We start from the raw sequence: 12,464 nt of genomic DNA, 5'->3' as shown, positions 1-12,464 counted from the left end.
TCAGGGTTTGGCCGCGCGGTACCAGGCCGCGGCTCCAGGGTGCAGCGACAGCGGGGCGGTGGCGATCGCCGAGCGGGGGCTCATCCGTCCCGCCGCCGGATGCGCGGCGCCCAGCTCGGCCCGGCGCTCCATCAGCAGCCGGGTCACCTCCCGGACCAACCGCTCCGGCAGGTCGGCCTGGACGATCAGGTAGTTCGGGTTGGCCACGGTGGTCACCGGGTCGACGCCGTACGCGGAGCGGGGAATGTCCCGGGAGACGTAGACCTGGCCGTAGCGGGCGCGCAACGGCTCCACCCACTCGCCGAGGTCCACGATCCGGGTGGCGCTACGCCCGGCCAGCTCCTTGATGCCTCGCACCGGCAGCCCGCCGGAGAAGAAGAAGGCGTCGATCCGCCCGGCGCGCAGCGCGGTCACCGAGTCGTCCAGCCCGAGCCGCTCCTGGCGCACCCCGTCACCGCCGAGCCCGGCCACCTCCAGCAGCCGGATCGCGGTGATCTCGGTGCCCGATCCGGGCGCGCCGACGGAGACCCGCCGGCCGCGCAGGTCGGCGACCGTGCGGACCGGGCCGCCGGCGGTGGTCACCAGGTGCAGCTGGTCGTCGTACACCCGGGCGACGGCGTCGACCGTCGGACTGTCCGCCGTGGTGGTGGGCAGCACGTCGGCCTGGGTGAAGCCCAGCTCGGCCGAGCCCGAACCGACCAGCCGGACGTTCTCCGCCGAGGCGGCGGTGACGACCACGCTGGCCCGCACGTCGGGCAGCTCCCGGTTGAGGATGGCCGCCAGGGACTGCCCGAAGGCGTAGTAGACGGCGGTGGGGCTGCCCGTGGCGATCCGGATCGGCAGCGGCTCGGCCGGGGCGTCCCGGCAGCTGGCGGCCCCGGCCAGGGTCGCGGCCAGCAGCAGCGTCAGCAGCGCCGCCGTCACCGGGCGGCGGTGACCGGGCCGGCTGGGCGAGGTACGACTCACGCGGTGCACTGTGCGCCGCCGGACCGGTGGACGCAAGCCCGGAGCCGACCGGTGGGTGCCACGCCGGGGTCCGGGGTCAGCAGGCGGGGCGGCGTTCCGGCGGCATCGCCGCGGTGCGGGCCGGTTCGATCGCGGCGGTGCCGGCCGGCTCCAGCGCCGCTGTGCTCGCCGGCTCCATGGCGGCACTGCGTAGGATCCGCTCCCGGTCCGGCCCGTCGGCGACGCTGACCAGGAAGCAGCCGGTGCCGGGACGGAGCAGGGCCGGCACGTCGAGCACGGCCGCGCCGCGGATCAGCACCGCGGCCAGCTCCCGGTCGGTGAGCCGTACGCCGAGGATGTGCCGGCGGACGTGCCGCCCGCCGGCCAGCAGCGCCGAACGCCACGCCGCCGCGGCGAGCCGGGACACCCACCGCCGGCGGGCCGGCGAGGCGCCGGGCAGCGGACCGCCGAGCAGCTCCCGACGCCCCTGCCACCAACCGGCATCGAGCATCCGGGCGTACGCGCCACGGTGCTCCCGCGGCACCCAGAGCCGGTGCAGTTCGTAGCGGCGGCGCAGGCCGCCGACGGCCACCTCGTGGGTCACCGGGATGTCCAGCCGGGCGAGCAACTGCCGCATCCGCTGGGCGGCGTCCTCCCGGTTGAACTCCACCCCCGGCGAGTGTGCCGGGAGCGTCGCCGTCAACCGTGCGGCGGTCGGCCGTGGCGTGCAGCGCAGCAGGCAGGCGGCCTCGAACGCGTCGCCCAGGGTCAGCCAGTCCAGCGGGGGTGGCGTCACCGGGGACGGGCGCCGGTCGAGCAGGGCGGGTTCTCGGGCCAACGGGGGTGCTCCCTTGTCGGAGTCTGGGTTCCCCTACCGTGGCCCCTGCGCCGCCGATGCGGAACCGGTCCCGCCCAGCCTTGAGGAAATCTTGCGGCTGTCGCGCTAGAGGTCGGTGACCACCAGATCCACCTGCCGCGGCCGGCCGGGGGCGGCCGTCTGCTCCAGAACGGTGTGCTTCAGGTCGCGCAGCGCGCCGATCAGCTCCCCGGCGGTACGCGGCCGGGCCCCAGCGACCAGCAGGTCACGGACCAACCGCCCCTTGGTGGCCTTGTTGAAGTGGCTCACCACCGAGCGGACCGGCACCCCGTCGACCTCCCGCTCGTGCAGCACCCGCAGCGTCACCGTCCGCTCGGCCAGCTCCCCGCGCGGCGTCCAGGTGGCCGCGTACGCGCCGGAGCGCAGGTCGAGCACCGGCCCGGAACCGGCCGCGGCGGACAGCACCGGCGCCAGCACCGGCCGCCAGTACGCCGACAGCGCCCCCACGCCGGGCAGGCGGGCGCCGATCGGGCAGCGGTACGGCGGAATCCGGTCGGCGAGCCGCACCGCGCCCCACAGTCCGGAGCTGATCAGGATCGACCGGCGCGCCGTCCGCTGCGCCGCCGCCGGCAGGGAGGCCAGGTCCAGCGCCTCGTAGAGCACTCCGGTGTAGATCTGCGCGGCCGGCGCGGTGGCCGCCACCCGCAGACGGGCGTTGCGGCGCAGCTCGCCACGCTGGCCCTCGCTGAGCCCGAGCGCGTCCAGCGCCGCCGCCTCGTCCGGCCCGGCGCTCAGCGCCACGAGCGCGTCGAGCACCCGCTCCCGGGCGGGGTTCAACTCGGGCAACGCGAGCCGGTCCGGGGACCATCGTCGACCGGTGCCGGCGTCGGCCTTGCCCTCCGAGGGCGGCAGCAGGATGAGCATCGGGGTCTCCTCGACGGGCGGACGGCGGCGGCCCGGCCAGCGTACGACCCGCCGTTACCGCCAGGGCCGGACCGGGGTGTCGGGGTGGTACACGCGATAGCCGTCGACCTCGCGGACCGGTGCGGCGTCGGGCCGGTCGGCGAGCAGCCGGCGCAGCCGCCGTTCCATCGGCGAGTCGACCTCCACCACGTAGCCGGGTCGCTCGGCGCGGCCGACCTGTCGCCAGTACGGCAGGTAGCGGTTCTGCCCGGGGGACAGGTCGCCGTCGAGCACACCGCAGACCACCGTCTCGTCCGTGTTGAAGATCAGCCGGTTGCAGGTCCAGTAGTCCCCGTACACCTCGTGGGGGCCGTTGGCGCGCAGCGCCGACGCCAGCTGCCGGGCCTGGCGCTCCTCGGTCCGCGACGCCTCGACGCCGGTGGTCGCGAAGAGCACGGTGATCACCAGCGTGGTCGCGGTCAGCGCGGCCAGCACGGCGGTGGCCAGCGCGCCGGTGAGCCGGCCGAGCGCGCCCACCGTGCCCCGCCAGCAGGCGACGGCGGCCACCCAGAGCGGCCAGAGCACCGCCGGCAGCGACAGTTGCAGCACCGACAGGTAGCGGGCGTTGTCCAGCGGGCTGGTCGCGGCGAGCGGGCTGCGCACGTACGACAGCATGGTCAACGCGGCGCCGGCGAGCAGCGCGAGCTGCACCACCGGCCGGACCCGCTCCCCGCGGGACGCCCCGGCGGCCCGGCGGTACGCGAGCACCGCGACCACCGCGGCGACCACCAGCAGCACCGGATAGAGCAGCCCGAACCACTGCTGCCAGCGACCGCAGCCGTCCACCGGGCAGAGCCCGTGCGCCAGCGGCACCCCCTCCAGCAGGCCGCCCCGGATCCGCTCGGACCACGGCGGCAGCGGGCCCGCCTTGGTGCTGACCTCCCGGAACACCGACAGCGAGTCCGCACCGGGCGGCGCACGCAGGTTGTCGTAGATCATCGGCGCCACCCCGACCACGAAACCCGCCACCAGCAACAGGCCGGACCAGCCGAGGAGCTCCCGCCGCACCGCCCACACCAGGGCCAGCCCGGCCACCGCCAGGTACGGCAGGATCAGCCAGTCCGACCAGGCGGCCAGCCCGACGAGCAGACCGAACAGGGCGACGGCGAGCCGCCGACGGTGGACCGTGCCGGCCGCCAACCCCACCGTGATCAGCAGCATCAGCAGCACCGCCGGCTTCACCTCCGGCCGTCCGCCGACGACGGTGAGCTGATCCCGCACCACCCGTTCCGGTCCGAGCGCCAGCAGACCGACCACGAAGGCGGCGAACCACGGCGCGTACAACCGACGGGTCAGCCGGTGGATCAGGTAGAGGAAGACCGCGTACAGCGCGAGCATCGGCAGCCGCAGCACCGGCCAGCTCGGCCCGGTCACCGCGACCAGCGGCGCGGCCAGGTACGACTCCAGCATTCCCATGTAGTGCTGGCCGTAGAGGAAGACCGGCCGTTCCCGGCCCTGCGCGATGTGCAGCGCGGCGAGACCGAACGTCGCCTCGTCGCTGTTCGACACCGGCACGGTGTACAGCGTCAGGACCAGCCGATACCCGACGCCGGCCAGCCCGAACAGCAGCGCGACGAGCGCCGGCCGGTCGAGTCGCGGGCGCCGTCGCCCACGGTGCTGCTCTGGATGCGACACGACCACGCCCCCGTCGTCGTCCCGACCGGAGTGTTTCACGGACGGCGGGCCGGCCGGGGTGGTTCGGCGCAGGCTGCCTCCGCTCGCATGGCCGTGGCCGTCGACGTGTGGCAGGGTTGGCGGGTGCCACCCACTCCCGCCGGCCAGCTGGCCGTTCCGAACCTGCACCGGGCCGCGCGGATCGAGGACGCCGTGCACCAGCTCGTGGAGCGTCGGTTGCGGCGCACAGGCTGGCGAATCAACATCATCGCGTACACCGGCTACGGCTCACCGGGCTGGGTGCGGGTGATGTGCCGGGTGCTGCTGGGCCGCCCCGACACCCGGCAGCGGGGCCGCCTGGACAAGGTCCGCGGCTGGCGCAGCTTTACCACCCTGCCCGCCAAGCACGTCACGGTGACCATCGAAGCCGGTGGGGTGCGCTGCGAGGCGCGGGCCGACCGCAGCGGCTTCGTCGACACGCTCGTCGAGGCCGACCTGCCGCCCGGCTGGGGCACGGTCCGGCTCAGCGTGCCGGACGCGGAGCCGGTCGACGCGCCGGTGCGCATCCTCGACCCGGAGGTCCGCTTCGGCATCCTCTCCGACATCGACGACACGGTGATGGTGACCGCGCTGCCCCGGCCGCTGCTGGCCGCGTGGAACACCTTCGTGCTCGACGAGCACGCCCGGGCCGCCGTGCCCGGCATGGCGGTGCTCTACGAGCGGCTGGTCACCGCGCATCCCGGCGCGCCGGTCTTCTACCTCTCCACCGGCGCGTGGAACGTGGCGCCGACGCTGACCCGCTTCCTGTCCCGGCACCTCTACCCGGCCGGGCCGTTGCTGCTCACCGACTGGGGTCCGACCGCCGACCGCTGGTTCCGCAGCGGCCGGGAGCACAAGCGGGTCACCCTGGCCCGCCTGGCCCGGGAGTTTCCCGAGGTGCGCTGGCTGCTGGTCGGCGACGACGGCCAGCACGACCAGGAGATCTACCGGGAGTTCGCCGCCGCCCACCCGGAGAACGTCGCCGGGGTGGCGATCCGGCGGCTCTCGCCGACCCAGTCGGTGCTGGCCGGTAGCCTGCCCGCCCCGGCCGAGCGCCCGTCGACGGCGGCGGTGGGGCAGAAGTGGCTCTCCGCCCCGGACGGCGCGGGCCTGTGGCAACTGCTGCGCGACGCCGGCCTGGTCTGACCCCGCGCAGCTCGCGGGCCGTCAGCCCGTACGCAGCCAGATGACGCCCAGCGGGGGAACCTGGAGGGCGGCGGAGGCGACCATGCCGTGCCACGGCACGTCCTCGGCGTGCACCTTGCCCAGGTTGCCCACCCCGGACCCGCCGTAGTGCTGCGCGTCGGTGTTGAGCACCTCGGTCCAGGTGCCGCCGGCCGGCAGGCCGATCCGGTAGTCGTGCAGCGGCTGGGCGGAGAAGTTCGCCACGCAGACCAGCGTCGAGCCGTCCGGGGCGATCCGGATGAACGAGACGGTGTTGTTGGCGACGTCGTCGCCGGCGATCCAGCGGAAGCCGGCGGGCTCGGTGTCCTGCGCCCAGAGCGCCGGGGTGGCCCGGTAGATCCGGTTGAGGTCGCCGACCAGGCGCTGCACGCCGGCCCGGGCCGGGTCGTGCAGCAGGTACCAGTCGAGGCCACGCTCCTCGCTCCACTCCCGGTCGTCGGCCAGCTCGGAGCCCATGAAGAGCAGTTGCTTGCCCGGGTGCGCCCACATGTACGCCAGCAGCGCCCGAACGTTGGCCAGCCGTTGCCAGGTGTCGCCGGGCATCTTGCCGGCGAGGGAGCCCTTGCCGTGCACCACCTCGTCGTGGCTGATCGGCAGGACGTAGTTCTCGCTCCAGGCGTACGCCAGGGAGAACGTGAGCTGGTGGTGGTGGTGCTGGCGGTAGATCGGGTCCTTCGAGGTGTAGAGCAGGGTGTCGTGCATCCAGCCCATGTTCCACTTGAACCCGAAGCCCAGCCCGCCGTCGGCCGTCGGCCGGGTGACGCCCGGCCAGGCGGTGGACTCCTCGGCGATCAGCACCACCCCGGCGTGGTGCTTGTAGACGGTCGCGTTCACCTCCTGCATGAACGCGATGGCCTCCAGGTTCTCCCGGCCGCCGTACTGGTTGGGGGCCCACTCGCCGTCCTTGCGGGAGTAGTCCAGGTAGAGCATCGAGGCGACGGCGTCCACGCGCAGCCCGTCGACGTGGAACTGGTCGCACCAGTAGAGCGCGTTGGCGACGAGGAAGTTGCGGACCTCGCGGCGGCCGAAGTCGAAGACGTAGGTGCCCCAGTCGGGGTGCTCGCCGCGCCGCGGGTCGGGGTGCTCGTAGAGCGGGGTGCCGTCGAAGCGCGCGAGGGCCCACTCGTCCTTGGGGAAGTGCGCGGGCACCCAGTCCAGGATCACGCCGATGCCGGCGGCGTGCAGCTGGTCGACGAGGTGCCGGAACTCGTCCGGGTCGCCGAAGCGGGAGGTCGGCGCGTAGTAGCCGGTCACCTGGTAGCCCCAGGAACCGCCGAACGGGTGCTCCATGACCGGCAGGAACTCCACGTGGGTGAAGCCCAGCTCGGTGACGTACGCGGTGAGCTGCTCGGCCAGCTCGCGGTAACCCAGGCCGGGCCGCCACGAGCCGAGGTGCACCTCGTAGACGCTCATCGGCTCCTGGTGCGGCTGCCGCTGGGCCCGCCGGGCCAGCCAGTCGGCGTCGTTCCACCGGTACGTCGAGTGGTGCACCACCGAGGCGGTCGCGGGCGGCACCTCGGCGTACCCCGCGAGGGGGTCGGCCTTGTCCCGCCACTGCCCGTCGGCGCCGAGGACGCGGTACTTGTAGCGCGCGCCGACCCGGGCGTTGGGCACGAACAGCTCCCACACGCCGCTGGAGCCGAGCGAGCGCATCGGCCACCCGTCGTCGGGCGCCCAGCCGGTGAAGTCGCCGACCACCCGTACCCCGCGGGCGTTGGGCGCCCACACGCTGAACGCCACGCCCTCGTCGAAGACCCGGGCGCCGAGCGCCTCCCACAGCCGCTCGTGCCGGCCCTCGCCGATCAGGTGCAGGTCCAGTTCGCCGAGGGTCGGCGGGTAGCGGTACGGGTCGTCGTGGGTCGCCCCGTCGACCTCCACCCGGTAGTCGAGGACCTCGCCGGGCAGCACCGCCTCGAACACGCCGGCGTCGTGCACCCGCTTCATCGGGTGCCGGTCGTCGCCGACGAGCAGCACCACGTCGCCGGCGCCCCGGCGCATCGTGCGGATCGTCGTCGAGGAGTCGGCGGGGTGCGCGCCGAGCAGCGCGTGCGGGTCGTGCGTCGCGCCGGTGATCAGCTGGTCCATCGAGGATCCTTCGGGGCGGGAGCGGTCCGCGCGGAGCGGGACGAACGGGCTGCGGAGAGGCGGGACGCCACGGTGGCCGGGGTTGTCGGCGCGGGGCCGCCCGAGAGGTCGTCCGGCACGTCGGCGACGGTGAGGTGCGCCGGCTCGGCGCCCGCCGGCTCGGGCGTGGCGGGCGGGGTGGGGCGGCGAACGGTCAGCACGTGCGCCGGTTGCAGGTACGGGTCGAGCCGGACCGCGTTGCGCTGGCCCCAGTCGTAGCTGGTGCCGGTGACCTCGTCGTGCACGGTGAACCGCTCGTGCCAGTCGAAGCCGAGCGCCGGCATGTCGAGCGTGGTGTTGCCCCACTGCACCACACGAGGGTCGAAGGAGCAGATCACGATGACGCTGTTGCCGGTCTCCGGGTCGTGCTTGGACCAGCACAGCAACGCCGGGTTGTCGATCTCGTGGAAACGCAGGTTGCGCAGCTGGTGCAGGGCCGGATTGTCCCGGCGGACCCGGTTGAGGGTGGCGATGAACGGGGCCAGCGACCGGCCCTGCGCCTCCGCGCCGGCCCAGTCCCGGGGACGCAGCTCGTACTTCTCGTTGTCCAGGTACTCCTCGGCGCCCGGACGGGCCACGTGCTCGAACAGCTCGAAGCCGGCGTACATGCCCCAGGAGGGCGACAGCAGCGCGGCCAGCACCGCCCGGATCTTGAACATCGGCGGGCCGCCGTGCTGCAACGACTCGTGCAGGATGTCCGGCGTGTTCGGCCAGAAGTTCGGTCGCATGTAGTCGGCCGACGCGACCAGCTCCTCGCAGTACTCCCGCATCTCGGCCGCCGTCGTGCGCCAGGTGAAATAGGTGTACGACTGCGTGAAGCCGATCTTGCCGAGGCCGTGCATGATGGCCGGCCGGGTGAACGCCTCGGCGAGGAACAGCACGTCCGGGTCGACCTTCTTCACCTCGGCGATCAGCCAGTGCCAGAAGTCGAACGGCTTGGTGTGCGGGTTGTCCACCCGGAAGATCCGGACGCCCTCGCCGACCCAGTGCAGCACCACCCGCAGCACCTCGGCCCGGATGCCCTCGGGGTCGTTGTCGAAGTTGACCGGGTAGATGTCCTGGTACTTCTTCGGCGGGTTCTCCGCGTACGCGATGCTGCCGTCGGCCCGGGTGGTGAACCACTCCGGGTGCTCGGTGACCCACGGGTGGTCCGGCGCGCACTGCAACGCCAGGTCCATCGCCACCTCCAGGCCCTGCGCCGCCGCCGCCTCGATGAAGGCGCGGAAGTCCGCCGGCGTACCCAGGTCGGGGTGGATGGCGTCGTGCCCGCCCTCGGCGGCGCCGATCGCCCACGGCGAGCCCACGTCGTCGGGCCCCGCGGTGAGCGCGTTGTTGCGGCCCTTGCGGTTGACCCGGCCGATCGGGTGGATCGGCGGCAGGTAGAGCACGTCGAAGCCCATCGCGGCGACACCGGGCAGTCGCTCGGTGGCGGTGGCGAAGGTGCCCGACCGGCCCTGCGCCGCTCCCTCGGAGCGGGGAAAGAACTCGTACCAGGCTGAGAAGAGCGCCCGCTTGCGGTCCACCCAGATGGAGTACGTCTCACCGACGGTCACCAGCTCCCGCACCGGGTGCTCCCAGAGCAGGTCGGCCAGGGCCAGCGCCGGGTCGACCCGCTGCGGCAGCGGCAGGTCCGTGTCCGCGAGGGCGGCGAGGGCGTCAGCGGCCCGGGGGCGGTCGCTCACCGGCACGAGGTCCCGGGCGGCGGCGAGCACCCGTGTGCCCTCGGCCAGGTCGTTGGCCAGCTCGGCCGGCCCCTGCCCGGCGGCGATCTTCTTGGTCACCGCGTTCTGCCAGGTCAGGTACGGGTCCTGGAACGCCTCGACGGCGAAGGTCCAGGTGCCCACGGCGTCCGGACGGATCACCGCGTGCCAGCGGTCCTGGCCGGGCTCACCGGGGCGCATCCGGGTGAACGGCCGGCTCGCGCCGTCCGGGCCGGCCCACACCACGTTGCAGCCCAGCGCGTCGTGCCCCTCCCGGTAGGCGCGCGCCGACACCGGAACCGGTTCGTCGACCACCGCCTTGGCCGGGTACCGCCCGCAGGAGACGACGGGGGAGACGTCTTCGATCGGGAACCGTCCAGTCACCCCGCCAACCTACTGCGCGAGATCCGTTCGCGCGCGGCCAAGCACGCCTGTCAGTCCCGCACCCCGGGATCGTGGACGAGGATGCGCGGATCGTCGTGGTGCGGGTCCCGGGGGCGGAGTCAGGCAGGCGACGTCGTTGCTCAAATCCCCGCCGGGAACGGCGATCTGAGCGGAGTCAGCCCGCCGCCCGGACCGAGCGGTAGACGTCGAGCGTCTGTTGAGCGACGGCGTCCCAGGAGAAGTGCTCGACCGCGCGCCGCCGGCCGGCCAGGCCGAACCGCTCGGTGCGGGCCGGGTCGGCGAGCAGGTTGTTGATCGCCGCCGCGAGGTCGGCCACGAACCGCTCCGGCCGCAACGGCGTCCCGGACCCGTCGGTCGCCTGCTCGATCGGCACCAGCAGACCCGTCTCGCCGTCGGCCACCACCTCGGGGATGCCGCCGGTGGCGGTCGCCACCACCGCCGTCTCGCACGCCATCGCCTCCAGGTTGACGATGCCCATCGGCTCGTACACGGACGGGCAGGCGAAGACGGTGGCGTGGGTGAGCACCTGGATCACCTCGGGCTTGGGCAGCATCTCGGCCACCCACACCACGCCGGAGCGGTTGGCCCGCAGCTCGGCGGCCAACTCCTGGACCTCGGCGGCGATCTCCGCGGTGTCCGGTGCGCCGGCGAGCAGCACGAGCTGGGTGTCCGCCGGCAGCTCCCGGGCGGCCCGCAACAGGTAGGGCAGCCCCTTCTGCCGGGTGATCCTTCCCACGTACACCACGCTGGGCCGAGCAGGGTCGATGCCGAGCCGGTCGAGCACGTCGGTGCCCCGGTCCGGGGCGTACTGGGCGGTGTCGATGCCGTTGTAGACCACCCGGACCCGGTCCGGGTCGACCTGCGGGTAGGCGGCCAGCACGTCACGGCGCATCCCGCCACTGACCGCGATCACCGCGTCGGCGGCCTCCACCGCCGTGCGCTCGCACCAGGAGGAGAGCGCGTAGCCACCGCCGAGCTGCTCGGCCTTCCACGGCCGCAGCGGCTCCAGGCTGTGCGCCGTCACCACGTGCGGCACCCCGTGCAGCAGCTTCGCGGTGTGCCCGGCCAGGTTCGCGTACCAGGTATGGCTGTGCACCACGTCGGTGCCCGCCGTGCCGGCGGCCATCTCCAGGTCCACGCCCATCGTGCGCAGCGCGGCGTTCGCGCCGGTCAGGCCGGGCGGTTCGGTGTACGCGGTGACGCCCGGCTCGGCGCGCGGCAGGCCGAAGCAGTGCACCCGCACGTCGGCCAGGCGGCGCAACTCCCGGGCCAGGTACTCGACGTGCACTCCGGCGCCGCCGTAGACCTCCGGCGGGTACTCCCGGGTCAGCAGATCGACGCGCAGCGGGGTGGGTTCCGTCATGACCCCGCACCCTAGTGCAGAAGACTCCCCGTACGAGTGGTGAAGTGGGGCGAGGGTGGATAGCGTCTGGGCATGGCTGCCAAGGTGCTCGCGATCGTCCTGGCGGGTGGGGAGGGCAAGCGCCTGATGCCGCTCACCACGGACCGGGCCAAGCCGGCCGTCCCGTTCGGCGGGATGTACCGCATGGTCGACTTCGTCCTCTCCAACCTGGCCAACGCCGGCTATCTCAAGATCGTCGTGCTGACCCAGTACAAGTCCCACTCCCTCGACCGGCACATCACCAAGACCTGGCGGATGTCCACGCTGCTCGGCAACTACGTCACGCCGGTGCCGGCGCAGCAGCGCCGCGGCCCCTGGTGGTTCGCCGGCTCCGCCGACGCCATCTACCAGAGCTTCAACCTGATCAACGACGAGCAGCCCGACTACGTGATCGTCTTCGGCGCCGACCACATCTACCGGATGGACCCGCGGCAGATGGTGGAGGACCACATCGCCTCCGGCGCCGCCGTGACCGTCGCCGGCATCCGCCAGCCGCTGTCGATGGCCGACCAGTTCGGCGTCATCGAGGTCGGCGAGGACGGCCGGCGCATCCGGGCCTTCCGGGAGAAGCCCACCGACGCGGTCGGCCTGCCCGACGCGCCGGACGAGATCTACGCCTCGATGGGCAACTACGTCTTCACCACCCGCGCGCTCTGCGAGGCCGTCGAGCGCGACGCGGAGGACAAGACCAGCAAGCACGACATGGGCGGCAGCATCATCCCGATGCTCGTCGAGCGGGGCGAGGCGAACGTCTACGACTTCCGCGACAACGAGGTGCCGGGCAGCACCGACCGGGACCGGGGCTACTGGCGGGACGTCGGGACGCTCGACTCCTTCTACGACGCGCACATGGATCTGATCAACGTGCACCCCGTGTTCAACATGTACAACTTCGACTGGCCGATCTACACCGAGCAGCCGCCGTGGCCGCCGGCGAAGTTCGTGCACCAGTGGGGGGAGCGGGTCGGCCGGGCGGTCGGCTCGATGATCTCCCCGGGCGTGGTGATCTCCGGCTCGCTGGTGGAAAATTCGATCGTCTCGCCGAAGGTGCGGGTGCACTCCTGGGCGCACGTCGAGGGCTCCGTGCTGATGGAGGGTGTGGAGATCGGCCGGCACGCGGTGGTCCGGCGCGCCATCCTGGACAAGAACGTGTTCGTCCCGGAGGGCGCCGAGATCGGCGTCGACCTGGAGAAGGACCGGCAGCGCTACACCGTCTCCGACAACGGCATCGTGGTGATCGGCAAGGGCCAGAGAGTCGAGCCGTGACCCG

Annotated in this window: 9 protein-coding genes; 2 read left to right on the top strand and 7 right to left on the bottom strand. The window is 73.2% G+C overall.

Annotated features, from left to right (window positions below; genetic code table 11):
- The 4 genes from EAD89_RS18865 to EAD89_RS18850 all read right to left on the bottom strand — a co-directional run bounded on the left by EAD89_RS18865 (position 1) and on the right by EAD89_RS18850 (position 4,360).
- Complete coding sequence (locus EAD89_RS18865; RefSeq protein WP_233578820.1) at positions 1–966, bottom strand: TAXI family TRAP transporter solute-binding subunit; 966 nt, start codon at positions 964–966, stop codon at positions 1–3.
- A gap of 76 nt (positions 967–1,042) precedes the next feature.
- Positions 1,043–1,783, bottom strand: coding sequence for a hypothetical protein (locus EAD89_RS18860; RefSeq protein WP_233578819.1), 741 nt, complete (start codon positions 1,781–1,783; stop codon positions 1,043–1,045).
- A 105-nt stretch (positions 1,784–1,888) separates the two neighbouring features.
- On the bottom strand, positions 1,889–2,686 hold the full coding sequence (yaaA, locus tag EAD89_RS18855) for a peroxide stress protein YaaA (protein ID WP_121654893.1): 798 nt from the start codon (positions 2,684–2,686) through the stop codon (positions 1,889–1,891).
- 54 nt (positions 2,687–2,740) lie between these two features.
- A complete protein-coding gene (locus EAD89_RS18850) occupies positions 2,741–4,360 on the bottom strand; it encodes a glycosyltransferase family 39 protein (RefSeq protein WP_121676707.1) in 1,620 nt (539 codons plus the stop codon).
- A gap of 123 nt (positions 4,361–4,483) precedes the next feature.
- Here EAD89_RS18850 and EAD89_RS18845 point away from each other — a divergent pair, with 123 nt between their 5' ends.
- Entirely contained in the window at positions 4,484–5,524 is a 1,041-nt protein-coding gene (locus tag EAD89_RS18845) for an App1 family protein (RefSeq protein ID WP_121654892.1), read from the top strand.
- A gap of 21 nt (positions 5,525–5,545) precedes the next feature.
- On the opposite strand, the gene glgB is transcribed toward EAD89_RS18845, so the two are convergent.
- From glgB to glgA, 3 genes are all read right to left on the bottom strand, one after another.
- Entirely contained in the window at positions 5,546–7,648 is a 2,103-nt protein-coding gene (gene glgB, locus EAD89_RS18840; protein ID WP_121676663.1) for a 1,4-alpha-glucan branching protein GlgB, read from the bottom strand.
- A complete protein-coding gene (locus EAD89_RS18835) occupies positions 7,636–9,771 on the bottom strand; it encodes an alpha-1,4-glucan--maltose-1-phosphate maltosyltransferase (protein ID WP_233578818.1) in 2,136 nt (711 codons plus the stop codon). Before EAD89_RS18835 ends, glgB begins: the two co-directional genes overlap by 13 nt.
- A gap of 175 nt (positions 9,772–9,946) precedes the next feature.
- A complete protein-coding gene (gene glgA, locus EAD89_RS18830) occupies positions 9,947–11,155 on the bottom strand; it encodes a glycogen synthase (protein ID WP_121676662.1) in 1,209 nt (402 codons plus the stop codon).
- A 72-nt stretch (positions 11,156–11,227) separates the two neighbouring features.
- Between glgA and glgC the strand changes: the two genes are divergently transcribed.
- Positions 11,228–12,460, top strand: a complete 1,233-nt coding sequence (glgC, locus tag EAD89_RS18825; protein WP_121654889.1) for a glucose-1-phosphate adenylyltransferase — start codon at positions 11,228–11,230, stop codon at positions 12,458–12,460.
- The last annotated feature ends 4 nt before the right edge of the window (positions 12,461–12,464 follow it).

The organism is Micromonospora sp. BL4 (assembly GCF_003667505.1).
Taxonomy (GTDB): Bacteria; Actinomycetota; Actinomycetes; order Mycobacteriales; family Micromonosporaceae; genus Micromonospora.
The sequence above is the reverse complement of the archived record's forward strand: the minus strand, read 5'-3'. Positions and strand labels throughout refer to the sequence as shown.

Coding starts and splice junctions, on each gene's coding strand:
- glgC (WP_121654889.1), top strand. CDS start 11,228: ATGGCTGCCAAGGTGCTCGCGATCGTCCTGGCGGGTGGGGAGGGCAAG.
- glgB (WP_121676663.1), bottom strand. CDS start 7,648: ATGGACCAGCTGATCACCGGCGCGACGCACGACCCGCACGCGCTGCTC.
- yaaA (WP_121654893.1), bottom strand. CDS start 2,686: ATGCTCATCCTGCTGCCGCCCTCGGAGGGCAAGGCCGACGCCGGCACC.
- glgA (WP_121676662.1), bottom strand. CDS start 11,155: ATGACGGAACCCACCCCGCTGCGCGTCGATCTGCTGACCCGGGAGTAC.